The following is a 24929-nucleotide window of genomic DNA, read 5'->3' on the forward strand; positions in this document are numbered from 1 at the left end:
GGAACGGTTCGTGGAACGGTTTGATGTCATTGTTGTCGGCGCCAGTGTTTCCGGCGCGCCGACAGCCATGCTGCTCGCGCGGCGTGGCTATAAGGTTCTGCTGATAGATCGCAAGCATTTTCCGCGCGATACGCTGTCGACCCATTTCATTTGGCCACGAGGGGTGTCCTATCTCAAACGCTGGGGTATAGCCGATTCAATTCTATCTGAGACACCGCATTTCACGCGAATGGAAGTTTCAGTCGAGGGAATCAGCATCGTCGGCTCGATCCCCCTCCCCGCTATCGAGCAAAGATTTCTTGAGCTGCATGGCGACAGCGTTGGTGCGACCAACACGTATTGTGGCCCACGGCGGTTGCTATTGGACCATATCCTGGTTAAAGCGGCTGCGACCGCTGGGGCCGACATCCGCGAGGGCGTGACATTCACGCGACCGATCACCGAAAATTCCAAAATTATCGGCATTCAAGCGGTGACTGAGCAAGGCGCACAGCTACAAGCTACCGCGCCCGTCGTGATCGGCGCCGACGGTCGGTTTTCGCAGTTTGCTAAAGCGGTACGCGCCGAAACGATAGATTACCGCGAGACTTCGACATTCGCCTACTTTGGGTATTTTTCCGGTATCGACAAACAGGGGCTGACAATCCGTAATCGCGGCCGCCTAGGAACGGCGATTTTCCCGACGTCGGACGGAACGCATATGGTTCTCGCATACGGTCCCAGCGCATGGTGGGACCACTTCCGGCGCGATCCGGAAGCGAGCTTCTTGAGGACATACGATTTTTGCGACGCTGATTCCGCTGAAAGAATCCGCACCAGCAAACGTGAAGAACCGTTTAAGGCATGTGGATCCATGCCGGCGTTTCAGCGCGCGAATATCGGTGATAGCTGGGCATTGATCGGCGACGCGGGAAGCTTCAAGGATCAGGTAACGGCGATGGGCATCACCCATGCGTTCCGAGACGCTGAATTAATCAGTTTTCATATCGATAGGGCACTGCGCGGGGAGATTCCCCTCGGCGAAGCGCTGCGCACTTATCGAACCGTTCGCTCTGGAGATTATGAGGCGTATTTCAATTTCGTATGTCGAGTCGCCGAATTAAATGTTCGTCCTCGGGAAGAACTGGCCGCCATACTGGATGTAAGTCGGAACCAGCAAAGGGCGGACGAATTTCTAGCGCAGTTCGGCGATACGCTCCATATACCCATGCCTGCGATTTCCCCGCATCTCTCGGAACATCCGACAGTCGCGACGGCAGGCTGCACCAAAGACGCTGTCCCTGGCTACGATTGCCCACCGTATAGCAACTGACACCTCGGCTCCATCCGAGGCCCCGTCGCGCTGCTCTAACCGGATATCCCTTCAGCCGTTCCTGCATTGAGTGAGCAAAATATGAATACGTTGGACACGATCAAGATTGCTTATCATCACCTTGCCGAGGGCACCATTTCGGAGCTGCTCGCGCTGTTTGACCCTGCGATTACCTGGAACGAAGCGGAAAGCAGCCCGTACTCGAATGGACAGCAATGGCATGGCGCGGCATCCATCAAGCAGAACTTGCTGGACCGAATTTCGGTCGACTGGCAAACATTTTCAATTCGGCCTCTGCGGTTCTACGCATCCAACGAAACAATCGTGGCCGAAGTTAGATATATCGGGATCCATCGACGAACCGGTCGGCGAATCGATGCTCAAGCCTGCCACATATGGGGAGTTCATGGCGGTAGGATAGTCAGCTTCCAGCAATACGCGGATACGTGGACGCTGCGGACCGTCACGGACGCCTCCGCCGACAGGGACGAACAGCGTTAGATCCCATCCGCAACCGAGTTCGTCCCCTGACCGCACTCAACGAAACCGCAAGATGCGGTTAGCCCGCGTGAGCCGCGTTGGACACCATACGCCTGACTCCACTCTCGAAGCAGGCCTCCAACGCAATGCCAGTCCAAACCGCAACTCCCCCATCCGCCGCATCGCTGCCTGCGGCCTTTCATCGCCTCGCTTGGTCGAATCTCGCAGCCCAATGCGCAGAGCAAATCGGCCTCGCCGCAACACCGATCGTCGCTGTGTTCTCGCTTGGAGCCGGAGCCGGTCAAACGGGTTGGCTGCAAACGGCCCAGACCATGCCGTTCCTTGTTCTGTCGGTTGTGCTAGGCGTTTGGGCCGATCAAACTTCACGCCAAAAGCTGATGGCGCGCGCCGAAGCCGTGCGCTGCGCCGCCCTCCTCGCTGTTCTCGCGTCGCTCGTCACCGGCAGCTTGTCGTTACCGGTGCTGGCCATTTGCGGATTCATAGGCGCATGCGGCACGGTCGCCTACAACGTCGCTGCGCCATCGCTCGTCACCGCCTTGGTCGCACGCAGCGCATGGGCCACAGCGAACGGGCGAATCGAGCTTGCTCGTAGCGTCGCATATTCCGCCGGCCCGGCGATGGGTGGCCTGCTGGTCGGCGTAACCGGCGCTCCCGCCGCCTTCCTCGCTGCCGCGGGCCTTTCCGCCATGGCGGTCCTGCTACTCACAAAGATCAAAGAACCCGTCCGCCCGCCCACGCCAAGCCGACGATTCCTACCGGAATTGCGCGACGGCGCAACATTCGTGGCGGGCAACGCTCTCTTGCGAGCCGTCGTCTCTACCGCGGTTTTCTTTAATATCGGCTTCTTCGTTATCCAAGCGGTGTATGTTCCGTACGCCAGATCGCACCTCGGTCTCTCGGCGGCGGAAGTCGGCGCAACGCTAGCCGCCTATGGTGTAGGCATGATCGTCGGCGCGTTATGCGCTCCGAAAATAGCGACGTTACTGCCGTTCGGCAGAATGCTGATCGTGGGGCCGTTATGCGGCCTCGCAGCATCGCTGACCTTATGCGTCACGCTTTTCGTCCCTTCGCCATGGATCGCGGCAGCCGCTTATTTCGAACTCGGCTTCGGACCGATACTTTGGGTGATCAGCTCCACTACGCTTAGGCAGGCAATCACGCCCCAGTCCATGCTGGGCCGCGTTTCGGCGTTGATTAGTACCGCGACCTACGGCTCGCGTCCGGTCGGCGCTTTGATCGGCGCGACGTTGGGAGGCGCGGCGGGCGCGCGGCCATGTCTTGTCGTGGCGGTCGCCGCATTCGCAATTCAGGCGTTCGTCATCCTTCGCTCGTCAGCCGCGCAACTCGACGATCTACCCGACAGGGCACTAACGACTGACAAATAATGGACCGCGGCCCAGGAATTGGCACCTACGACGACCCGATTCCTGGATCGTCAACTCGCAGTCTCCCACGGGTTGATGACACTGAGCCCGCCCGCTTCGTAGGGTGACGTATCTCGGGATGCCACTATGAGTCCCCGACAGGCAGCAATAGCAGCGATATCGCCGTCCGGTGTGGGAAAACCTCGGCCGCAGCTTCTTGCGGTTGAAGCAAGCTCGGCATAATGCCCTGCTGCATCGACGTCGAACGGCAATACGCGTCCCTCAAAAAGCTCAAGCAACCCATCGAGTGCGCCAGTCAAGAGGTTTTTACGCTTGCCGCTCGGCAGTGCGGCGATACTAAACAGCAACTCGGCCAATGTGACGCTCGACAAACACAACCTTTCAGCCGCTTGCTCATTAAGCCATGCGAGAACAGTCGAGTCCGGTTGCGGCTTCATGGCTTCCGAAACCACGTTGGTGTCCAGGACGATCATTCGAACCTCATCGGTTCCGCCGGCTTCTTTTCTCGCGTTTGATCCATGGCCGCGACATCCTCATTTGTCAGCCCCACTTTACGTCCTAGAGCCGCCAGAGCGTCGCCCAAGCGAACACGTTTTTCGGGTTTGACGGCACTCGCGAGAATCTCCCGGATCTCCGCCTCGGTACTTTGTCCATGCTGAGCAGTCGGAAGCCTAAGGGCGCGATGTACCTCGTCAGGCACGTTGCGTACAGTTAGAACGGCCACAATCAATTCTCCAGCTATGCTAGCAATGAAGTCAGTTCTATCTATCATAGTGAAGTCAACGCTGCGACTCCCATCACATGCACGGGGTTTGCTCAGTTGTGCATGCAGGCAGCGCCGCTGCCGTTCCTCGCGAAAACATATCGAAAGGAGTCGCACCATGGCAAATAAGCAAGCGCCGAATCAACCTGGCACCTCAACCGGGCAACCCGGCTCGGAGCAAGACGAAACGGGCGGCACGTTCAAGACCGACGTCTCCGAAACCGACGATGAAGGCACGACCGTCCGCGAAGCAGAAGTGCGCGAGGACGATCTAACCGAAGTCGATCGTTCGAAGGAACAAGGGCACGGTTGACCGGCAGAACGCCTGAAAGGCTGGCGCTGCTACAACAGCGCCGGCTTTGCAACCATGAGAAAGTACACGATCACCATCGCCACAAACGCCGGGTACCCTAGCCACTCCCATACCCGCGCATAGTTCCAATACAGCGGCGGCAGCGCCAAATCGCCTTGCGCCGCGCAGCGGCTAGCGATGCGCGTCATTCGGACCTGGATCCATACGACCGGCAACCAGCACACACCCGCAATCACGTAGAGCGCCAGGGAGGCGACGACCCACGGCGTATTCAACGACCAACCCGCGGCATGTACAAGCCAAAACCCCGACAGCGGCTGAAAGATAACGGCCGGCGTCGTGAACCACCAATCGGCGCGCACAACCAATCGGGACACCGCGGCGATCGACTGAACCGACCCCGTACGGTTGATGAAAAACAAATAAAAAGCGCTGCCGAACCCGGTACCGACAAGAAGTACGGATGAAAGGATGTGCAATGTCTTGACGAGCAAATACGCGTTCATGCGCGCGTCTCCTCACTGAAGAGAACAAACAGAATCGCGAGGATCGGCACATTCTTGAGAATGGGCGCGAACGGCTCGATCAGGAACTCGGGCATGACGGCCGCGATCAGCACGGTGTATCCGATGATCAGCACCGCCTGTGAGAGCCATAACGCCCGTCCCGGCTTCACCAAGGTCGCGATGCCGAAGGCCAGATCGAGCGCACACGCGCCATACAACGCGATGTCGGCGGTAAGGCCGTGCAGGCCGAATCGCCCTAAGCGTTCGAGGCTGTCCGCCTTCGGGTAGGCGACCGCGCTCACGAATGCGGTGCCGATCCATACGATCGCGAGTGAAATACGGAGCAATAGCGAGTGCCAGGTCGCCAACGCCTCCATGCGCAGACTTCTCGATTCGTTTGCACCGATGAACGTCTCGATGCCGCGCGGCGCTCGGCCTAGTGCCGTTGAGAACGGCCCGGGCTCGGCGGTGTTACCACGCTGAAGCATGCGCCACGTATCCGGTGTGAGCGGGGCGCCCGGCACCTTGGCGTACACGGCCGCGCTCACCCGCATCAGCGCCGACGGGATCGGAATCGGGCAGGCCGCCGGTAGGCCCATCGACGTGCGATAGGTACCCAACATTTGGCGATAGGTGATCTCCGTCGCGCCCACCGCGTCGATACACGAACGCGACGCTTCGCCATGGCGAGTCAACAAGCGCGAGACGAGATCGCAAAGATCGTCGATATGGACGGGTCTCAATATCTGCTCGCCGCCGGCAGGCAGAAAGTGGATCGGCACGCTCGCTAAAACGCGAAACAAGCGAGCCGATGCCCCCGCCGCGCCATAAACCAGCGCCGGACGAATGACGTGCGCCGCGCCGTCTCCGTGATTCGACAATAAGAACTCGTCCGCCTTGCACTTGCTTGCGAAGTACGGTGTCTCGCGCGTGTGCGCGCCCAGGGCCGAGATTTGAACGATATGCCGTACCCCTTGCACGCGGCAGGCCTCGAATAGCGCGATCGGTGCTTCGGCATGCATGCGCGAGAAGGTCTGCGCTCCCCGCTCGACGATGATGCCCACGGCATTGATCACCGCATCGACATCCCGCACTTTATCGACCCAGTCGTTTGCCGACAGATGGGTCACATAGTCGATTGCAATGTCTCCGGAGCGCCGCGGCCGCCGCACGCCGTGAACGACCTCATGTCCGTCTTGCACCAACCGGCTCGCAATCGCACGACCGATAAATCCGCTTGCCCCGCATATCAATACCTTCATGACGCGCTCCTGACGAGGTGCGCATCCGACGGATCCCCGCCGTAGCATGCCTCTTCGCCCGAAATTGCCCTACCCTCGCCGAGGAAGCGCCCGAACGCGTCCATCGCTAGCGCTGCCGCGTTCCAGCAGCCCCTCGTAGACGTCGACGTACTCGCGCGCCATCCGCATACTCGTAAAGCGCGTCTCGAACACGGTCCGGCATCGGCGTCGATCGATAGCGTCCAGACGCCCGATGGCATCGACCGCGTCCTCCTCGCTATCGACGATATATCCCGTCACGCCGTGTTGGAGCACTTCAGGCACGGCACCGCAGCGGAAGGCAACCGTCGGCGTGCCGCAAGCCATCGCTTCGATCATGACCATGCCGAACGGCTCAGGCCATTGGATTGGAAAAATCAACGCGCGCGCCCTCGAGAGCAATTCGACGCGCGCTTGTCCGCCCACCTCGCCCAAGTAGTCGACCGTATCGCGGTTCGCGTCGATCAACGGCGCGATGCGCTCTTCGAAGTACCGTTGTTCGCCCGGATGCACCTTCGCCGCCATCTTCAACCGCAGCCCCGCACGGCGAGCGATTTCGATCGCAAGATCCGGCCGCTTTTCGGGCATCATCCGGCCCAGAAACAATAAGTAATCCTCAGCATCTTCTCGAAGCGCGAAAGCGTTTTCCGGCAATCCGTGCTGGATCGTCGCCTGCCAGTTCGCCCATGGAATCGGCTGTCGCTGGCAGTCCGATATGGATACGAGCGGCGCCTCCGAGAATTCCCGCAAGAGTGGTCCATGGTCGGCCGGCAACAAGCGTCCGTGCATGGTGGTGACGTACGCGCAAGGCAAGCGTCGCGCCGAGGGGAAATAAAGCGGGTCGGTGTGAAAATGCACGACGTCGAAACGCCCTGCCCGTTGCACGACGGCCTCGATTTCGCGCACATGATGCGTCAGGGTGTCCCACACGCCCGAGTCGCGCCATAGGCCCCGCTCGCAGATGGGGATGAGTTCACCCGACGTCGTCGAATCGGCGGTGGCGAACAGCGTGACGTGATGACCGAGTGCGACCAGCGCCTCGGTCAAGTAATGCACCACGCGTTCCGTGGCCCCGTATCCATAAGGCGGAACGGATTCGTACAACGGCGCGACTTGGGCAATGCGCATCGATAGGCCTCCGCATCGAACGAATGGGCCGCGCTCGAACCGTTATCGGCGCGGCGTCAGCGCTTGATGCACGGCCCGTGCCCGGACGCGCGCGCGAACTCGCGCGGGGACCTGCGCGTGCGGCTCGCTGTTAATATGCCCACACGCCACTCCCTTCTTCGCCACCATGACGCGTACGTTCGAACACCGGAACCTGGCCATGCTGTTGCTGCAGGCGCGCGAGGCGCTCATGGGCGTTTTTCGGCCGATCCTGAAGGATTTTTCATTAACCGAGCAGCAATGGCGGATTCTGCGTACCCTCGACGAGGCGCCGAACAACGAACTCGAAGCGGGTCAGATCGCCAAGTCGTCATGCATTCTGAGCCCTAGCCTTACCGGCGTGCTCGATCGAATGGAGCGCGATGGGCTCGTCTTTCGTGAGCGCCCGCCTGAAGACCAGCGTAAATGGATCGTTCGCTTGACTACGAAAAGCCGGGCGATGATCGCGCAAATCCGGCCACGGGTCGATGCGCAGTACGCGCTGCTCGAAGCCCGCTTGGGGCAGCCTATGCTCGAGGACATGTACCGCCGTCTCGACACGCTGATCGAAGCGGTGCCGGCCGGTCAGGAAACCGGCGATGCGCTTGCGCCCTCTTTGCTCAAGGAGTCGGGCTCGTGACACACCTTGTTTTTATTTGCGGCCACGCCGGCACGGGGAAAACGACGATCGCCAAACGCCTGGTCGGCCCGCTGATGCGCGAGACGGGCGAAGCTTTCTGTCTACTGGACAAGGACACGCTCTATGGGCGCTACAGCGCGGCGGCGATGGGCGCTTTGACGGGCGATCCGAACGACCGCGATAGCCCTCTGTATCTCCAACATCTGCGCGAACCGGAGTACCAAGGCCTGCTCGATACCGCACGCGAAAACTTGGAGTTGGGCGTCGGCGTTATCGTGATCGGACCGCTCTCGCGCGAGGTGCGCGAGCGCAAACTTTTCGATCGTGCCTGGCTCGGGATCGGCGCCGACGTCCACATTCGAATCGTCTGGGTCTATACATCGGAGGAAACGGCGCACGCCCGCATTGTCGCCCGTCACAATCCGAACGATGCCTACAAGCTTGCTCATTGGGACGAGTACCGGCAACGCCGCTTCGTGCCGAGCGGATCCTCGCGCGAGGGGCTCATCATGTTCGACAACACCGCGCCGACGGCGGCCGAATTCGATGTGCTATTGCGCAATATATTGAAACCGGCCGCAAGCGGTTGAATCGCGGTGCGGGAGGTTCGCCACGCATGCACCCGCGCATGCGTGGCTGCCCTCTTCTTCGAGCGGCGTTCTCGAGGCCCAGCTCAGTGCCGCTTCATCAATGCGGCGCGCCCCACGGCGCCGCCGCTCTCCCAGGCCGCCCTCGGCCCGGCGTTGCGCCGGCCGGGCGATCGTCCCCCTGCCCGCCTGCCTCAGGCCGTAACCATCGTGTCGAGCGTTGCACCTTCGTACAAACGGCCGAAGCGGTTGTCGAGAAACTCAACAAGCGAAACTTGCTCTTGCCGCACGAAGCCGCTCTGCGGCAGCTTGCCTTCACGGAACAAATCGAGCACCGCGCACATCGCGCCGGCCGTCGTGATCTGAATCGCGCTCATCGGCATGCCGCAAACGGTCTTCGCGAAGATCTTGCGCGTGAACACGTCTTGCACCAGTTGCCCGTCACGCATGCCGGTGACCGTCACGAAAATCAGCACGACGTCTTGCGAGGTGGACGGCACGGCGCGGCGCATGATCGTCTTGAGCGTGTCGCGATCGCTCGCAAGCCGTAGATCCTCGAGCAAGAACTTCACGAGGTCGCGATGGCCCGGGTAGCGCACCGACTTGTAATCGAGCGTTTCCACGCGGCCCGCCAGCGTTTCGCACAGCGTGCCCAAACCGCCCGACGTGTTGAACGCTTCATATTCGGTGCCGTCGAGCGAGAAATGTTCGAGCCCTTCGAGCGGCTGCACCCACTGCGTGCGCGAATCGCGAATCGCCTCGCACGGCTGACAGTATTCGTTGATCAAACCGTCGACGCTCCACGTCAAGTTGTACTTGAGCGCATTGGTCGGAAACTCGGGCAGCGCACCCACGCGCATCTTCACTTCGCGCACTTCCGTGAAACGCTTGGCCAGTTCGTGGGCGGCGATGCCGATGAACCCCGGTGCCAAGCCGCATTGCGGCATGAACGCTTGCGAAGCGCCGTCCGCGAGCGAGCGAATCGCATGCGTGGCGCGCACGTCTTCCGTGAGATCGAAATAATGGACGCCCGCTGCTTTGGCGGCGGCGGCCACGTTCACGGCGAGGTAATACGGCAGCGCATTGATCAAGACGTCGAAGCCCTGCACGGCCGCGCGAATCGCGTTCGAATCGGCGGAATCGACGCGCTGCGTCGCAATACCCTGCGCGGCCAGCTTCTCGAGTGCGTGGTTGTCGCGATCGAACGCCACGACTTCGTAGTCGCCGGTCTCACGCAGCATATGGGCGATGGTATGGCCGATCAGCCCTGCACCGACGATGGCTACTTTCATGCGCTTCTCCTTCGTTTCATGTTTCGAGTTGTCGTGATCGTTATGCGCTGGCCGACGCGTGAGCGCGCCGTCGCGTTCGAAACAGTTTAGGAAGGTGTAAAAACAGAATATAGGACCAAAATGCTGCGTTTCGACGTGAGTTTTCGACGAAACGACGATCGAACGCTACGTTTTGTCGAAGCGCACAACAAGGTTCTGCCGTAAGCCGCAGCCGTGCCCGGAAAATTAGCTGCCGAAGGCGCCGCGATCGATTTTGCGGGCGAGGATGATGGAGGTGGTCGTGCGCTCGACGCCTTCGAGTTGGCCGATCTGGTCGAGCAGTTCGTTCAGGCGATCGGGCGAGGCCGCGCGCAGCCACGCCACATAATCGTATTCGCCGCTGACAGCGCACAGCAATTGCACTTCGGCCATCTTTTCGAGCCGCTTGAGCGCGCTCGGACCGAACTTCGGCGCGAGGATGATGCCGACATAGGCATTGATGCTGGCGTCGAGCACATCTTGGCCGAGCCGCACGCCGTAACCGGCAATCACCTGCATGCGTTCGAGCCGCTCGATGCGCGCGAGCACGGTCGTGCGCGCCACGCTCAACCGGCGCGCCAAGTTGGCCACGCTCTCGCGGGCGTTCTCCTGCAGGAGCGAGAGCAGATTACGGTCGAGTTCGTCGAGTTGGTCGAGGCGCGGCGGTCTCATCGATTTAAAGCGGCCCAGGGATGAACGAAAGCGGACGATTATCGCCCATGCCGCCGTTCATAGGCTTTGACATGGGTGTACGCGAGTTCGAGCAACGTAGGCGCGGCGCCGCCGGTCTTCTCGGCGCCGCGCCTCGCGATGAGATCGCCAAGCACGTGATCGCCTTCGGTGCGCAGCCCGTTTTCGATGTCGCGCAGCATCGATGCCGTCAGCGCCGAACCCTGTGCGAACAGCATCGCGCGCGAGCGTTCGGCAGACGGCTCGCGCATGGGGTGGCCATGAGCGGCGGCGACGGCCGCGCATTCGTCGAACAGCGCTTGCATCGCCGCTTCCCCCCCGGGAGCGGCGAGGATGTCGCCGACGCTCGCGCGCATCAGACACGTGCTTCCCGCGAGCGTCGCCAGAAACACCCATTTCTCCCACATCTGCTGCACGATCGCATCGGTCGCGTCCACGTCGAAGCCGCCGGTGCGCAAGGCCGCGGCGATGGCCTCGACGCGTGCGCTCCGCGCGCCGTCCAACTCGCCAAACACGATGGCATGCATGTTCGTCATCTGCACGATGGCGCGGGAGGCGTCGAGCGTTGCGGCAATCAGGCACACGCCGCCCAGCACGCTAGCTGCCCCGAAGCGATCACGCAACACGTCGAGGTGCCGCATGCCGTTGAGCAGCGGCAAAATTGCCGTGCCCGGGCCCACAGCCGGCGCGAACGACGCCATGGCGCTATCCAGATCGTAAGCCTTGCAACTGAGCAAGACCACATCGTAGGGGCCGTCGATGCGCGAACTCAAGACGGTCTTCACGTCGGAGAGCGTCGCGTCGCCCCGCGGGCTTTTGATGACGAGGCCGTTCTCGGCCAATTCCTGGGCGCGCGCCTCGCGTACGAGAAAGGTCACGTCCTGACCCGCCAACGCCATCCGCCCACCGAAGTACCCGCCGACCGCGCCGGCGCCCACGACCAAAATACGCATCATCGATCTCCTCAATCGCTCGGACTCATCTGTTGCGGCTGCCACTCTAATACAGACCGGCCCACCGCGCCCGCCCGCACAACAGATCGGTTTCAGATGTAAGCGTATGTCTCATAACGCCGATGGAGCATACCCGCGTGGTTAAACTAGGCGCGGATCAATGAACATGCGCCAAGCATGCAGGATCCTACTGGCCGGAGCCCACGAGGGCCGGCTTAAGACTTCGTCCACACGACTGCAGGAGGTTTGATGAAACGGACAATCGTCATTCTCGCGTGCGCGCTCGCAACGAGCGGCGCGTTCGCCCAAGCGTCGGCGCCGCAAGCGGCGCCGGGTATGGCGGCTAGCGCGACGGCCGATGCTCGCGCGGCCAAACGCGAGGCGCGCGTGGAAGAGCGCATCGCCTATTTGCACTCGCAACTGAAAATCACGGCAGCCCAAGAGCCGCAGTGGAAAGCGTTCGCGGACGTCATGCGCTCCAACGGCCAAAACATGAGCCGGTTGTTCCGCCAGCGCACGCAGGCCGAACAATCGCAATCGGCGCTCGACAATATGAAGCAATACGCCGAAATCGCCCAAGCGCACGCGGACGACATGAAGCAATTGGTCGACGCGTTCCAGCCGCTCTACGACAGCTTCTCGCCCGAGCAAAAGAAGCTGGCCGATACGACGTTCAGGCAAGTGGGTGACCACGGCGAGCGCGGCGGCAAATCGGCCGCTCCGGCAAAGGAGTAACCGCACTGAGCGATCGCTCTCGGCGGCCGGCCTAGGCCGAACGGCCATTAGCCGAACGAAAGGCGTGCGCGGCGCGCGATTTATCGCTACGCTCACGCCTTCTCGACGTTTGGCTTTGCTTCCATGAACGAATTGAAAGACATCGATCTGCGCGACGACCCGGCCGCGGGTAAGTACGTGAAAGACGAGGTGGTCGCTGTCGAGTTCGCCCAGGCGAACGGCGAATTGATGAGCCTCGAAGGGGCAAATCGATATACAGCCGGCGACGCCTTGATCACCGGCACGGGCGGCGCTCGCTGGGTTGTCGAGCGCACCCGTTTCGACGATAAATACGTTCCGGCCGACCCCGGGCTCGCGCACGGCGCGCCGGGCCGCTATCGAAACCGCCCCGCCATCGTGCTGGCCAAGCGGATGGATGCGCCGTTCGCCATGGCCCGCCGCGCGGCAGGCGACGTTCTGACCGGGAGCGCCGGAGACTGGGTGCTGCAATACGCGCCCGGCGATTACGGCGTCGTGCGTGCCGACCGATTCGCGCAGGTTTATCGGCCCGCGTAGCCGACTGTTTGGACTACCGCGCGCGGCCGGCCTACGCGAATTCGTCGCCGAGTTCGATCGTCACCTCGCGCGGCACGGCCTGCCCCGCCGCGTACTGCTCCTCGAGCGAACCGAGCTCGGCTTCGATATAGGCGCGCAGCACCGCGAAACTGCGCGCCCGCGCGCGCGGCGGCGATGCGCGATAGCGAGCGAACGCCGGGGCAGCGAACCGAACGCTCAGCGTCATGCGACGCGCGGCCGTTCCAAAGCGCATGGCCACCCATTGCACATCCAAAGACGGCGTGCCGTTTTCGCCCATGCGCTCGACAAACACCGTCTGTTCCGGGAATAAGTCGCTGGCAGCTTGAGCGAGCGCCTCGACGTCGGCGCTCGGGCATTCGAATCGGTAAAGTTCCATCGTATCAATCGTCTTCACGCCAGTCGGTCGAACGGCGTACCACCAATTCGCCGGGCAGCATCGCCTCGCGTGCCGGCTCCACGCCGCCTTCGATGCGCTCGTGCAGGAATTCCACGGCGCGATAGCCGATGGCGTAGGTCGGTTGCCGAATCGCCGTGACGCCGATCAACTCGGCCCATTCCGAGTCGTCGATCGACATCAACGCCACCCGGTCCTGCCAATGCGAGCCATACCGAGCGTGCAGATGCAACGCGAGCGAGAGCGCGACCGGGCCGTTCGCCGCGAAGTATGCCACGCGGCGGCCGCCCCGTTGCGAGGCTGCTTCCAGATGCCGGTCGACGGCTTCGTGGGTGCGCGCCACGGCTTGCGCATCGGCCAAATCGAGCACCATCGTTTCGCCGAGCAGCGGCGAGGCACCGGCGTCGCGCTCCTGCCTCGCCTGCTCGAGCGCCGCGCGAAACGCCGCTTCGCGTAAGCGCCGCGAACTGACGCGCTCGTACGGCTGCACGACAAAGCGAATGTCGTCGAATCCCTGCTCGAGCAGATGCCGCATGCCGAGCGCCACGGCATCGGTATTGTCGAGCCCGACCATATCGGCCGAGAGACCGTCGATCGAACGATCGACGAGCACGGCGGGCGTGCCGGCCTCCCCGACGGGCTTGAGCGTTTCTTCCTCGACGCCGAGGGCATTCACGATGACGCCTTCCACGCGGTAAGTCGTCATCAATTGCAAATAGCGCCGCTCCATCTCGACTTCGTTGGCCGCGTTGCATACGAGCGGCATCAAGCCCAGTGCATGGCACGCGGCCTCGACACCGCGCACCACTCCTACCGTATAGGGGTTCGTGATATCGGCAACGAGCAAGCCCACGAGACGATTGCGTCCGCGTTTCAGGCCGCGAGCCATTTGATTGGGTCGGTAGTCGAGCCGTTTGATCGCCGCCTCGATCCGCGCGCGCAGGTCGGAAGACAGGACGTTCGTCTCGCCGTTGAGGTAGCGCGAGACGCTCGTCTTGCCCGTGCCGGCTTCGCGCGCCACGTCACTGATGGTCGCTCGGCGGGTGATGCCCATGGGGCCGATGCTCATTGCCCGGCGGCGCGCGCCACGCGCGTGTCGAAAGAGACGGAAACCAAGGGAAACCTCCTCGTCAAAGACCCATGCCGGGCAACCTCGCCGCGGCACGGCGGATAGAGAAAAGCGCGCCGGGGCGCGCTTTGCAATTCGTTCGGTGGCGGCATCATAGCGCAGGCCTTCACGCCGCACCACCCGTGCAAGGACACGGCGCGCACCTACGACGGATTCTAGTAGGCACACGCAGTTCAGCGTGCCAGCACTTCCGGATTCGCTACATTGCGCGTGAGGCGCCCGGCGAGGGCCTCGATCAGATTGTCCGCGGCGCAGCGCGCCATCGCGTGGCGCGTCTCGTGCGTGGCCGACCCGATATGCGGCAACGCCACGACGTTGCGCATGGCAAGCAGCGGCGAATCGGCCGAGACCGGTTCGTGTTCGAACACATCGAGCCCGGCACCCGCGATCGTGCCGGCCGACAGCGCGGCGATCAAGGCCCCTTCGTCGACGATCGGGCCACGCGACGCATTGATGAGAATCGCGCCGCGTTTCATGGCGCGTAACTCGGCAGCGCCGATCAGGTGGCGCGTCTGCGGCGTCAACGGTACCTGCAGGCAGACGAAATCCGATTGCGAAAGCAACTCGCTCAGCTCGACGCGCTTGGCGCCGTATGCCCGCTCGGCGCCCTCGTTCGGATGCCGATTCGTATACAGCACGCGCATGTTGAAGCCGAGCGCCGCTCGCCGCGCAAGCGCGCCGCCGATGCGGCCTAAGCCGACGATCCCGATCGTTTTGCCGTTCACATCCACGCCATACTGCTCGGGGCCGATGCTGCCTCGCCATTGGCCGGCTTTCACCCACTCGGCGAGCTCGACCACGCGCCGCGCGGTGGACAGCACCAAGGCGAATACGGTATCGGCCGTCGATTCGGTGAGCACGTCGGGCGTATGGGCGAGCACGATGCCGCGCCGTGTGAGATCCGCGAGATCGAAATTGTCGACGCCCACCGAGATCGTCGAGATCGCTTTGAGCCGGGGCGCGCGCGCAACCATTTCGGGCGTCACCTTGATGCTTGCGCCGATCGCCCCGTCGGCATCGGCCAGCGCGGCGCCGAGCGCCTCGGCAAGCGCCCGGCGGTCATGGCCCGGCGGGCCCTCCAATTCGACGACTTGCGCGTGGCGGCGCAGATTATCGAGCACGTCTTGCGGCAATGCCTTGTAGACGACGATCTTCGGTGTCATTCGATTTATTTCCCGTGGGCAGCGGCGCGCGCCGCGAGCATCGTATCGCCCGAGGGCTGCGCTTTAACGGCCAGCGTGAGCAGGACGGCCGCGACCAGCGCCGCGCTCATGAATGCGTACGACGCCGCCGGCGAGCCCGTCGAGCCGTTCAAATAGCCGACGACATACGAACCGACGAACGAACCGAGCGCGCCCATGCTGTTGATGAGCGCCATCGCCCCGCCCGCCACGTTCTTCGGCAACAGTTCGGGAATGATGGCGAAGAACGGTCCGTACGGCGCGTACATCGCGGCGCCGGCCACGACGAGCAGCGCGTAGGACCACCAAAAATGGGTCGAGCCCAGCATGTACGAGAGCGCGAATGCGGCGGCGCCCACGAGCAAGAACGGCCAGACGAACGCCTTGCGGACGTTGAGCTTATCGGACGCCCATGACACCGCGAGCATCGCGATCGTGGCCATCAAATAGGGCAGCGCCGAAAGCCAGCCTGTGGCGACCATGCCCAGCGCGGAACCGCTCTTCAAAATCGACGGCAGCCATAAGACGAAGCCGTAGACGCCGATGCTCCAGCAAAAGTACTGCGCGCACAGCTTCACGACGGCGGGCGAGCGAAATGCCTCGGCATAGTTGCGCACGGGCTTGATCGCCGCTTGTTCGGCGGCCAGCGTTTGTTCTAGCGCGCGCTTTTCTTGCGGCGCGAGCCAGCCGACCTCGCTCGGCTTATCGCGCACAGCGAACCACCAGCAGAACGCCCAGACGATGGCCGGCGCCCCTTCGACGACGAACATCTCGCGCCATCCGAACGCATGAACGAGGTAGCCCGAAACGACCGACATCCAGAGCACGGTGACGGGGTTGCCGAGGATGAAGAACGTATTGGCACGCGAGCGTTCCGCTTTCGTGAACCAGTTGCTGATGAAGATGAGCATCGCGGGCATAACGGCGGCTTCGACCACGCCGAGCATGAATCGCACCGCGATCAGCGAGGCGATGTTGCTCACGATGCCGGTCAGCGCGGCGCATCCGCCCCAAAGCACCAAGCTCACGAATACGAGTCGCCGCACGCTGCGCCGCTCGGCGTAAATCGCTCCGGGAATCTGGAAGAAAAAATAGCCGAGAAAAAACAGCGCGCCGATCAGCGAAGACAGCGCGGGGCTGATGCCTAAATCCTTGTTGATGCCCGCGGCGGAAGCGAATCCGAAGTTCGCGCGGTCGAGGTAGGCGAGGCTGTAGGTGATGAAAACGATCGGCATGATCATCCACCACCGGCGAGGTGCAATCGTTGCGGGCATGGTTGTCTCCTCCTATGCTGCGTTTGAAATGAGCACCGGCGAGGGGTTCGGATTAGACCGGTATGCTCGCTGTCTCCAACCGGTCTAGTTCGACGCGCGTGGGCAACCCTTCCGAGTCGCCGATCACTTGGATGGCCAACGCGCCGATCCGGTTGCCGCGCGCGACGGCGCTCGGCAAGTCGCGCCCCTCGAGCAGCGCACTGACGACTCCGACGGCAAACCCGTCGCCCGCGCCGACCGTATCGACCACGCGTGCCACCGGTTGTGCGGCCACATAGCCCGACGCATCGGCCGTGCGAAAGTATGCGCCCTGCGCGCCGAGCTTGACGACGACGCCGCGTGCGCCGCGATCGAGATAAAACTGAGCGATGTCTTCTGGCGCCTCGTATCCGGTCAGCACCAAGCCTTCGCCCACGCCGGGCAGCACCCAGTCCGACACTTCGGCAAGCGCGTTCAACGAGGCGACCATGACTTCGCGCGAGGGCCACAATGTCGGACGCAAATTAGGATCGAATGAAATCGTCTTGCCCGCGGCGCGCATCGATTGCGCGAGCCGAAAGGCCAGGTCGCGCGACGACGCGGAAATAGCCGGGCCCACGCCAGTCAAGTGCAGATGGCGAGCGGTCCCGGCGTACTCGGCGTCGAAATCGTCGACCGAGAGGTGGCTTGCGGCCGAGCCTTTGCGGAAATACTCCACGCTCGGATCGCGGCCGTCGATCTCCTTCGACTTCAACTGGAAACCGGTCGGGTAGCGCGGGTCGATGCTGACATGACTGGCATCGATGCCTTCGCCCGCGAGCGTATCCAGCACATAACGGCCGAACGAGTCGGCGCCGACGCGGCTGATGTATCCCACCCGGAAACCGAGCCGCGATAGACCGATCGCGACGTTCAAGTCGGCACCGGCGATACGCTTCGTGAAATGGCCGACGGAGGCCAGCGGGCCCGCATCGTCCGCCACGAAAAGCGCCATCGCCTCACCGTAGGTCAACACGTCGATCGCGCAAGACATATCTGGCTCCTTGTTTATCCTAATCATCTCGAGAGCAGGCTCGGGGCTCACCATCTTTCGTCACTTCGTAACAGCGCAGCGCATCCGGGTTCATGCCGCCGCGAGCCAGGCGATGTGCCGGGTTGCGTCGTCTCGTGGCGCGCGCTCGTCGAGCGGAAATTCGATCGCTCGGGGCGCGCTGCGTGGGAGGGTATCGAAAATGGCTCGGATGGCCGGATCGTCGGACTGGAGCGCCACCGGAAAACGCCTCGCGCCCTCTCCTTCGGACGACTTGCAATGAACATACTCGACGTACGGCGCCAGGGCGCGGGCTGCATCGAGCGGCGCTTGGCCGGCCCAATCCCAATTGCCGATATCGAACGTCATGCCGAGCACGCCTGCGGCGCCCTCGCGCTCCAACGCCGCGAATAGCGCGACGAACCGTGCGATCTCTCCGTCGCGCGCGTTCTGGCCGTTCTCGACGACGAGTCGCGCGCGGCGCCCTGCAGCTAGGCGGGCAATTCTCGCGCCGTCCGCCTCACCCGAAAATCCACCCAACTGCAACTTCACCCAGCGCGCACCGAGGGCGTCCGCCTCCGCGTACGCGGAGGCCAGCGCCGGGGCGTCCAATGCACCGTCGTCGCGATAGAGCGTGGCCGGCGTCGAATACACGGACCACAAACCGCGCTCGGCAATCGCGGCCCCGAGCGCACTGAGCGCCTCGAACGACGCCTCGGCTTCATGGGCGAACAGCTCGCGCCGTACTTCGTATCCGCTCGCGCCGGCAAGCTCGACGGTATCGACCCATGCCTCGTGCCCCGTGCGTCGCACTGCCTGCGGACCGAAGGCGCTCGCGACGACGGCGATCTGAACGGCATCGGGCCCGCAATGCGTCGCTGGTGCTTTCGAGATCATATGGAACCGGTTCCAGTTTTTCGGGAAAAAAATCGAGCAGCGGCTCGACCGTTTTAATATTGCCCTTCCGATCCGTTGGCGCGCCATCGTGGTAATCCCTACGCGCACCGGGCCGCGTCATTCCGACGAGACGATTTGGGATCCCAAGCACAGCGCCAAGAAGCCGGCCGCCACGCGCGAGGGCGCCGCTTCATGCGGAATCAGGATAGAAAAGTTGCGCGTGAGCGGATGAGGTTCGATGGACAACTGCACGAGCGCGCCGTCCTCGTGACGCATGGACATCGCGGAAACGAATCCCACGCCCATCCCGGCGCGCACGGCTTCCTTCACTCCCTCGACACCCGCGACGTTCAGCGCGACTTGCATGGCGACGCCAGCCGCTTCGAACGAGTGCTCGACGACTTGCCGCACGCCCGAGCCCTCTTCGCGCATGACGAGCGGGTAGTTTGCGACATCCGCCAACGCGGGACTTACGCCGTATTCGACAGCACGTTGCGCCAGCGCATGAGCGTGCGGCACGATCGCCACGACCGTGTCCTCGCGCCACATCCTGACGCCCGTGCCTTCCGGTAGATGAGAGCCGACCGGGCCCTCGATCATGGCGATGTCGAGCGCGCCGAGCGCGGCAACGATATCGCCCGTATTGCCGCCGACGGTTTGGATTTCGACATCGGGATACCGGCGCTGAAAGTCGGCAATCAGATAGGGCAGCAAATAGCTCGCGATCGTCGTACTCGCCCCAATGCGCAAGGTGCCGCGCGCCACGCCGCGCAATGCGTCGCGATAGGCCTGCGCCTGACGGAACGAATCGCGCACCTTGAGGGCGTACTCGGCCAGTTGCGCGCCGCTCGGCGTCAGCCGAACACCCCGCCCCTCGCGCCGGTAGAGCGGCTCGCCGAACTCTTCCTGCAATTGGCGCAATTGCCCCGAGACGGCCGGTTGCGACAAATGCAGAGCCTCGGCCGCTCGACTGATGTTCAAGCGCTCGGCGACGGCCGCGAAAGTTATCAGTTGTTCGGGGGTCATGAAAGAGAAATATCGGCTAGTCCGATATTTTACCTCACAAATGACGATTTTTCATAAGCTTATAAGCAGAATAGGATTGGATCGTCAAAACCCAGCCCATGAAGAGGCGCTCCCATGTCCCACTCGCCCGCTCTGCCCCATTCCTCGCCCGTTCCGTCGTACGGTCAGCTCAACGGCATTTTGTTCGTCGCGTTATTCGCGGCGGCCGTGATTCGCTTGGCGGCGCTGCCCGTCATCGCGGGCTTGGGCGTGAGTCCGCTCATCGTCGGTATCGTCGGCGGCGCGATCTACGGCAATACGCTGCGCGCGGGGATGCCCGCGCACTGGGCGGCCGGCGTCAACTTCTCGGCGCGCAAGCTGCTGCGTATCGCCGTGGCGTTCTTTGGGCTGCGCGTCAGTCTGCAAGAGATCGCGCAAGTCGGCCTGCCCGGGTTGACCGAGTCCGTGCTGATCGTCGTCAGCACGCTGCTATTCGGCACCTGGCTCGGCATGAAGCTGATGAAGCTCGATCGCGATACGGCGATTCTGAACGCGGCCGGCAGCGCGATCTGCGGCGCGGCTGCAGTGCTCGCCTTCGAATCGACGCTGCAGTCCAAACCCGAAAAGAGCGCCGTGGCCGTCGGCAGCGTCGTGCTGTTCGGTACCTTGTCGATGTTCCTGTATCCGTTGATGTATCGCGCCGGCTGGCTCCATCTCGACACGCTCGGCGTCGGTCTGTTCTTCGGCGGTACGATTCACGAAGTCGCGCAAGTCGTCGGCGCGGCCAGTAACGTCAGCCCCGAAGCCACACATATCGCCACGATCGTGAAAATGACGCGCGTGATGCTGCTCGTGCCGGTATTGCTCTTGCTCGGTGTTTGGCTCGCGCGCTCGCCCCGGTCCGATGCCTGCGCCGCGCCGGGCCGTGCGAACGCTCCTCGCAAGGTCGCGGTACCGTGGTTCGCGCTCGGGTTTCTCGCCTGCGTGATCGTCAATTCGTTGCATGTGCTTCCGGCACCGGCTACGCAAACGGTCAATGCGCTCGATACGTTCGCGCTCACCATGGCGATGACGGCGCTCGGCATCGAGACGCACGTGTCGCAGGTACGCAAGGCCGGACCGCGTGCGCTGGCAACGGGGTTCATTCTCTATGTTTGGCTGATCGCCGGCGGCTTGGCTATTACTTGGGGCGTTCAGCGCGTATTCGCCTGACTGGGAGAGGCAAATGCCATACGAACTCTATTATTGGAACGGATTGCAAGGCCGCGGCGAATTCGTGCGGCTCGCATTGGAAGAAGCCCGCGCGCCTTACGTCGATATCGTGCGCGGCAGCGAGGAGCAAGGCCAAGGCGACGCGGCGATGATGGCGCTGCTCGGCAGCAAGACGGAACCGTTCATTCCGTTCGCGCCGCCATTCCTGAGGGACGGCGATCTGATCGTGTCGCAGACGGCCAATATCCTGCTCTACCTGGGCCCCAAGCTCGGCCTCGCGCCCGAGACGGACCTGCGCTACGTCGTGCATGGCCTGCAATTGACGATCGCCGACATGGTGACCGAAGTTCACGACACCCATCATCCGATCGCCAGCGGGCAGTATTACGAGGACCAAAAGGCAGCCGCCAAAGCGCGCGCAGCCGACTTCCTCGCGCATCGGCTGCCCAAGTTCATGCACTACTTCGAGCGCGTCCTCGCTCAAAATCCGGACGGGCCGCACCATCTGGTCGGCGACCGATTGACCTACGTCGACCTATCGATGTTTCAGTTGATCGAGGGCCTGCATTACGCCTTTCCACGCGCCACCGCCCGCTTCGCGACGCATTATCCGCGTCTCGCCGCGTTGCACGCGGCTGTCGCCGCGCGCCCGAATATCGCAGCGTATCTGGCCTCGGAGCGACGCTTGCCGTTCAATGAAACGGGCATCTTCCGGCATTACCCGGAATTGGATGGCGCGGCGCATTGAACGATGCGTGAAACGCCTGCCGCGCCGACGAATGGGGATCGGACGGGGGCGAGCCCCGCCGATGCTATGCTTGCGCTCGCGCTGATTTCCTCGAACCCCGAGCCGACGCTTTCTCCGTGCTTTCATTCCTGCTTCGACTGCGCGCCCGCGCGCAATCCCTGTTTCGTTTGTCCGAGGCCCATACGATGCTCGTTTGGGCCGTCGTCGTCGGCGTACTCGGCGCGTTCGCGACGGTCGCGTTTCGGCATGCCATCGACGTATTTCAATGGGCGCTATCCGGACGCAGCGGCAGCTTCGTCGCCATGGCGCACGCGCTGCCTTCGTCGATCCGGTGGTGGCTGCCGGCCGCCGGCGGGCTCGTAGCGGGGTTCTTCCTGATCGTCGCGCGCCGCAGCGCGGTACCGCAAGCCCATTCGGATTACATGGAGGCCATTACGATCGGCGATGGCGTCGTGCCCGTTTGGCACAGCATCTGGCGCAGCGTCTCGTCGCTTTTCACGATCGGTTTCGGCGGCTCGATCGGCCGTGAAGGTCCGATGGTGCAATTGGCCGCGCTAGCCGGCTCTATCGTTGGACGCTGGGTCCACTTCGACCCGCCTCGTTTGCGCCTGCTCGTCGCCTGCGGCGCGGCCGCGGGCATCACGTCGGCCTACAGCGCGCCGATTGCCGGCGCGTTTTTCGTCACCGAGATCGTGTTCGGATCGATCGCGATGGAAAACTTCGGACCGATGCTCGTTTCGTCTGTGGTCGCCAACATCGTCATGCGCGAGTTCTCCGGCTATAAGCCGCCGTACGAGATGCCCGTGTTCCCGGCCATCGCGGGTCCCGAAGTACTGCTTTTCGTTGCGCTCGGCCTGCTATGCGGCGCCGTGGCCCCGCAATTTTTGCATCTCATCGAGTTGTCCCGCGCGTACTTCCGGCGTTTGCCCGTGCCGCTGCCTTTGCGCCTTGCGCTCGGGGGCGTCGTCGTCGGCATCGTTTCCGTCTGGGTGCCCGAGGTCTGGGGCAACGGCTATAGCGTCGTCAACTCGATTCTGCATTCGCCCTGGACGTGGAGCGCGCTGCTCGTGGTATTGGGCTGCAAGATCGTCGCGACCGCGGCGACCGTCGGCTCCGGCGCCGTCGGCGGGGTGTTTACCCCCACGCTGTTCGTCGGCGCGACGCTCGGCTCGCTCTTCGGCCTCGCCGTTCACGGCTGGTGGCCGCACGGCACCTCCGGTGCGTTCGCCTATGCGATGGTCGGCATGGGTGCGTTTCTCGCGGGCGCTACGCAAGCCCCGCTGATGGCGATCCTCATGATCTTCGAGATGACGCTCAGCTACCAGGTGGTCCTGCCGCTGATGCTTTCGTGCGTCGTCGCCTATTTCGTCGCGCGCGCGATCAATAAAACGTCGATGTACGAGGTGACGCTGCGCCGCCACGCGGAGGAGCAGGAACGCACAAGGTTGCGCGGCAGCCAAGTGCGCGAACTCGTCAAGAGCGCGGATACCGTCGTTCGCCTCGATGCGTCGGTGCAGGAGATGGCGCGCGTCTTCCTCGAATATCCCGTCAAGTATTTGTACGTGATCGACGAGGCCGGACTCTTTCGCGGCGTGGTCGCACTCAAGGACATCACGTCCGACCTGCTTGAAAAACGCGACACCGCGTCGCGCACCGCGGCCGATTACCTCCAGCCCGAGTTCGCGGTGCTGACGCCCGATATGCCGATCGGCATCGCGTTGCAGCATTTCCTCGCCTTTCAGGGCGAGCGTTTGCCTGTCGTCGCCTGCGCGGCCACACCCACGCTGGTCGGCGCCGTCTACAAGACGACGCTGCTCGATGCCTACCGTCGGATGAATCCCGCTATCTGACGCGCGCGTGGGGGCTGGGCGACCGGTTTTCGCCGCCATGGCAAAGCGCCGCATATTTTCTACAATGAAAAGCAGGCCGCCGAGCCCGCCGCGCGCCGCCTCCCGGCGCGTCCAGCGCAGCCCTTTCGATCGCTAGCCGATCAGGAGCGAAGATGAGTGAACCGTCCCTCGACGCCGTGCGTCGTGATCACGCGGGTTGGATTTTCGTGCATATCGAAGGCGAACCGTACGATCGCGGCGAGCAGCACGGTCAGTTGCTCGCCACCGAAATCAAGAATGCGATCCGAACCGCGAAGTATCTGGCGAGTTGGGAGACCGGGGAGGATTTCGAGACTTTCACGAAGGCGGCCGTGTCGCAATTCGGGTCGAAGCTCGACACGGAGTTCGCCGACGAGATCCAAGGCATAGCCGACGGCGCCAAGCTGCGCTTCGACGAAGTGCTTGCTTGGAACGGCTATATGGATTTGCTGCAAAGCTGGTGGCCGGCGCAACTCGCGCAGCGCCAATCCCAACTCGGCGCTAAGCCCGCCATCAGCCGACGCGGGCATCATTGCAGCGCCTTTATCGCGACGGGCAGCGCAACGCGCGACGGCCACATCGTCATGGCGCACAACTCGTGGGACCGCTACGCCGCCGGCGATGCATTCAACGTGGTGTTCGATATCGTGCCCGATTCCGGCAATCGAATCCTGATGCAGGGTCTACCGGGCTGTATTTCGAGCTTGACCGATTTTTGGCTAACCTCGGCCGGCCTCATGGTCACCGAGACGACGGTCTCGAACTTCGCGGGCTACAACAGCGCGGGCGCCCCCGAGTTCTATCGCTCGCGCCGCGCCACGCAATACGCGAACAGCATCGGAGACTGGTGCGAAATGTTCGCGTTGTCGAATAACGGCGGCTACGCCAATAGCTGGCTCCTCGGCGATACGAAGACGGGCGAGATCGCGCGTTACGAACTCGGCCTCCATTATTCCGGGTTCGAGAGCACCAAGGACGGCTTCTACAGCGGCTATAACGCCGCCGCCGATCTGAAGATTCGCGACCAGGAATGCATCGATCCGGGCGAGAGCGACAGCGACGCGCGCAGCAACGCCGCGCGACGGCTGCGATTCGCGCAACTCGCCGAGCTGCATCACGGCAAGATCGATCTCGAGTTGGCGAAACAGATGATCGCCGACCATCACGACGTCTATCTGAAGCGCGACGACGCACCGTCTTCGCGCACCATTTGCGGGCATCTGGAGTTGGACGACACCCGTCCCGGCGCGGCCGACCAAGGCCCGTTCAATCCTTGGGGTGCGTGCGACGGCAAGGTGGTCGATAGCGACATGGCGCGCGATCTGGCGTTCTGGGCCCGGTGGGGCCACCCATGCGGCAAGCCGTTCGACGCTCAGGCGTTCATGAAGCGACATCCGCAATGGAATTGGTTGAACGGTTACATGCGCGACCGGCCCTCGTGGCCCTGGACGCGCTTTGAGGTGCTGCGTTAAGGCCGCCATGGGTTGCGGCTTAGGCACGAGGCGTGCTCAGACG

At 62.9% G+C, this 24929-nt stretch carries 27 protein-coding genes; 12 read left to right on the forward strand and 15 right to left on the reverse strand.

Translation table 11 applies throughout. The features are described 5' to 3' along the window. Positions 1-10 precede the first annotated feature (10 nt). The 3 genes from DXT59_RS25875 to DXT59_RS25885 all read left to right on the forward strand — a co-directional run bounded on the left by DXT59_RS25875 (position 11) and on the right by DXT59_RS25885 (position 3198). On the forward strand, positions 11-1312 hold the full coding sequence (locus tag DXT59_RS25875; protein ID WP_116140578.1) for an NAD(P)/FAD-dependent oxidoreductase: 1302 nt from the start codon (positions 11-13) through the stop codon (positions 1310-1312). Between the two features lie 81 nt (positions 1313-1393). After that, complete coding sequence (locus tag DXT59_RS25880) at positions 1394-1813, forward strand: nuclear transport factor 2 family protein (protein WP_116140580.1); 420 nt, start codon at positions 1394-1396, stop codon at positions 1811-1813. A 125-nt stretch (positions 1814-1938) separates the two neighbouring features. Beyond that, the gene (locus tag DXT59_RS25885; RefSeq protein WP_116140582.1) at positions 1939-3198 is read left to right on the forward strand and encodes an MFS transporter; all 1260 of its coding nucleotides are present in this window, start codon (positions 1939-1941) and stop codon (positions 3196-3198) included. Between the two features lie 50 nt (positions 3199-3248). Here the strand turns inward: DXT59_RS25885 and DXT59_RS25890 are convergent, their stop codons facing one another. After that, positions 3249-3671, reverse strand: a complete 423-nt coding sequence (locus DXT59_RS25890; protein WP_116140584.1) for a type II toxin-antitoxin system VapC family toxin — start codon at positions 3669-3671, stop codon at positions 3249-3251. Continuing rightward, complete coding sequence (locus DXT59_RS31300; protein WP_116140776.1) at positions 3668-3922, reverse strand: FitA-like ribbon-helix-helix domain-containing protein; 255 nt, start codon at positions 3920-3922, stop codon at positions 3668-3670. Before DXT59_RS31300 ends, DXT59_RS25890 begins: the two co-directional genes overlap by 4 nt. Positions 3923-4079: 157 nt before the next feature. Between DXT59_RS31300 and DXT59_RS25900 the strand changes: the two genes are divergently transcribed. Continuing rightward, complete coding sequence (locus tag DXT59_RS25900; protein WP_116140586.1) at positions 4080-4274, forward strand: hypothetical protein; 195 nt, start codon at positions 4080-4082, stop codon at positions 4272-4274. Positions 4275-4303: 29 nt separating this feature from the next. Here DXT59_RS25900 and DXT59_RS25905 read toward each other — a convergent pair whose 3' ends face one another. From DXT59_RS25905 to DXT59_RS25915, 3 genes are all read right to left on the reverse strand, one after another. Then, positions 4304-4780, reverse strand: a complete 477-nt coding sequence (locus DXT59_RS25905; RefSeq protein ID WP_116140588.1) for a DUF2269 family protein — start codon at positions 4778-4780, stop codon at positions 4304-4306. Next, complete coding sequence (locus tag DXT59_RS25910) at positions 4777-6042, reverse strand: SDR family oxidoreductase (protein WP_116140590.1); 1266 nt, start codon at positions 6040-6042, stop codon at positions 4777-4779. The genes DXT59_RS25905 and DXT59_RS25910 overlap by 4 nt, the downstream gene beginning before the upstream one ends. Positions 6043-6111: 69 nt before the next feature. Beyond that, on the reverse strand, positions 6112-7188 hold the full coding sequence (locus tag DXT59_RS25915) for a glycosyltransferase family 4 protein (RefSeq protein ID WP_116140592.1): 1077 nt from the start codon (positions 7186-7188) through the stop codon (positions 6112-6114). A gap of 166 nt (positions 7189-7354) precedes the next feature. Between DXT59_RS25915 and hpaR the strand changes: the two genes are divergently transcribed. Further along, entirely contained in the window at positions 7355-7846 is a 492-nt protein-coding gene (gene hpaR, locus DXT59_RS25920) for a homoprotocatechuate degradation operon regulator HpaR (RefSeq protein ID WP_116140594.1), read from the forward strand. Beyond that, entirely contained in the window at positions 7843-8436 is a 594-nt protein-coding gene (locus tag DXT59_RS25925; RefSeq protein WP_116140596.1) for a P-loop nucleotide/nucleoside kinase family protein, read from the forward strand. The genes hpaR and DXT59_RS25925 overlap by 4 nt, the downstream gene beginning before the upstream one ends. A 191-nt stretch (positions 8437-8627) precedes the next feature. Here the strand turns inward: DXT59_RS25925 and DXT59_RS25930 are convergent, their stop codons facing one another. From DXT59_RS25930 to panE, 3 genes are all read right to left on the reverse strand, one after another. Then, positions 8628-9725, reverse strand: coding sequence for a saccharopine dehydrogenase family protein (locus DXT59_RS25930; protein ID WP_116140598.1), 1098 nt, complete (start codon positions 9723-9725; stop codon positions 8628-8630). 225 nt (positions 9726-9950) lie between these two features. Beyond that, positions 9951-10415, reverse strand: a complete 465-nt coding sequence (locus DXT59_RS25935) for an Lrp/AsnC family transcriptional regulator (protein ID WP_116140600.1) — start codon at positions 10413-10415, stop codon at positions 9951-9953. 38 nt (positions 10416-10453) lie between these two features. After that, complete coding sequence (panE, locus tag DXT59_RS25940; RefSeq protein WP_116140603.1) at positions 10454-11386, reverse strand: 2-dehydropantoate 2-reductase; 933 nt, start codon at positions 11384-11386, stop codon at positions 10454-10456. Positions 11387-11635: 249 nt separating this feature from the next. Here panE and DXT59_RS25945 point away from each other — a divergent pair, with 249 nt between their 5' ends. Together DXT59_RS25945 and DXT59_RS25950 are read left to right on the forward strand one after the other, a co-directional pair. Beyond that, on the forward strand, positions 11636-12121 hold the full coding sequence (locus DXT59_RS25945; protein ID WP_116140605.1) for a Spy/CpxP family protein refolding chaperone: 486 nt from the start codon (positions 11636-11638) through the stop codon (positions 12119-12121). A gap of 123 nt (positions 12122-12244) precedes the next feature. Next, entirely contained in the window at positions 12245-12676 is a 432-nt protein-coding gene (locus tag DXT59_RS25950; protein ID WP_116140607.1) for a PGDYG domain-containing protein, read from the forward strand. Between the two features lie 31 nt (positions 12677-12707). On the opposite strand, the gene DXT59_RS25955 is transcribed toward DXT59_RS25950, so the two are convergent. From DXT59_RS25955 to DXT59_RS25985, 7 genes are all read right to left on the reverse strand, one after another. After that, the gene (locus DXT59_RS25955; RefSeq protein WP_116140609.1) at positions 12708-13073 is read right to left on the reverse strand and encodes a DUF3022 domain-containing protein; all 366 of its coding nucleotides are present in this window, start codon (positions 13071-13073) and stop codon (positions 12708-12710) included. A 4-nt stretch (positions 13074-13077) separates the two neighbouring features. After that, on the reverse strand, positions 13078-14160 hold the full coding sequence (locus DXT59_RS25960; protein WP_116140611.1) for a LacI family DNA-binding transcriptional regulator: 1083 nt from the start codon (positions 14158-14160) through the stop codon (positions 13078-13080). 233 nt (positions 14161-14393) lie between these two features. Next, on the reverse strand, positions 14394-15383 hold the full coding sequence (locus DXT59_RS25965) for an NAD(P)-dependent oxidoreductase (protein ID WP_116140613.1): 990 nt from the start codon (positions 15381-15383) through the stop codon (positions 14394-14396). A 5-nt stretch (positions 15384-15388) separates the two neighbouring features. Continuing rightward, a complete protein-coding gene (locus DXT59_RS25970; protein WP_116140615.1) occupies positions 15389-16675 on the reverse strand; it encodes an MFS transporter in 1287 nt (428 codons plus the stop codon). A gap of 52 nt (positions 16676-16727) precedes the next feature. Next, entirely contained in the window at positions 16728-17687 is a 960-nt protein-coding gene (locus DXT59_RS25975) for a sugar kinase (RefSeq protein WP_116140617.1), read from the reverse strand. Positions 17688-17777: 90 nt separating this feature from the next. After that, positions 17778-18581 (reverse strand): TIM barrel protein, encoded by an 804-nt coding sequence (locus tag DXT59_RS25980; protein ID WP_116140619.1) that lies wholly within the window; start codon positions 18579-18581, stop codon positions 17778-17780. A 117-nt stretch (positions 18582-18698) separates the two neighbouring features. Continuing rightward, the gene (locus DXT59_RS25985) at positions 18699-19607 is read right to left on the reverse strand and encodes a LysR substrate-binding domain-containing protein (protein ID WP_116140621.1); all 909 of its coding nucleotides are present in this window, start codon (positions 19605-19607) and stop codon (positions 18699-18701) included. A 114-nt stretch (positions 19608-19721) separates the two neighbouring features. Here DXT59_RS25985 and DXT59_RS25990 point away from each other — a divergent pair, with 114 nt between their 5' ends. The 4 genes from DXT59_RS25990 (at position 19722) to DXT59_RS26005 (ending at position 24886) form a co-directional block, all read left to right on the forward strand. Continuing rightward, complete coding sequence (locus tag DXT59_RS25990) at positions 19722-20798, forward strand: YeiH family protein (protein ID WP_116140623.1); 1077 nt, start codon at positions 19722-19724, stop codon at positions 20796-20798. A gap of 13 nt (positions 20799-20811) precedes the next feature. Further along, the gene (locus DXT59_RS25995) at positions 20812-21546 is read left to right on the forward strand and encodes a glutathione S-transferase (protein WP_116140626.1); all 735 of its coding nucleotides are present in this window, start codon (positions 20812-20814) and stop codon (positions 21544-21546) included. Positions 21547-21662: 116 nt separating this feature from the next. Further along, the gene (locus tag DXT59_RS26000; protein WP_116140628.1) at positions 21663-23396 is read left to right on the forward strand and encodes a ClcB-like voltage-gated chloride channel protein; all 1734 of its coding nucleotides are present in this window, start codon (positions 21663-21665) and stop codon (positions 23394-23396) included. Between the two features lie 152 nt (positions 23397-23548). After that, a complete protein-coding gene (locus DXT59_RS26005) occupies positions 23549-24886 on the forward strand; it encodes a C45 family autoproteolytic acyltransferase/hydrolase (protein WP_116140630.1) in 1338 nt (445 codons plus the stop codon). Positions 24887-24929 lie beyond the last annotated feature (43 nt).

It is taken from the genome of Trinickia diaoshuihuensis, from assembly GCF_003390925.1.
Classification (GTDB): domain Bacteria; phylum Pseudomonadota; class Gammaproteobacteria; order Burkholderiales; family Burkholderiaceae; genus Trinickia; species Trinickia diaoshuihuensis.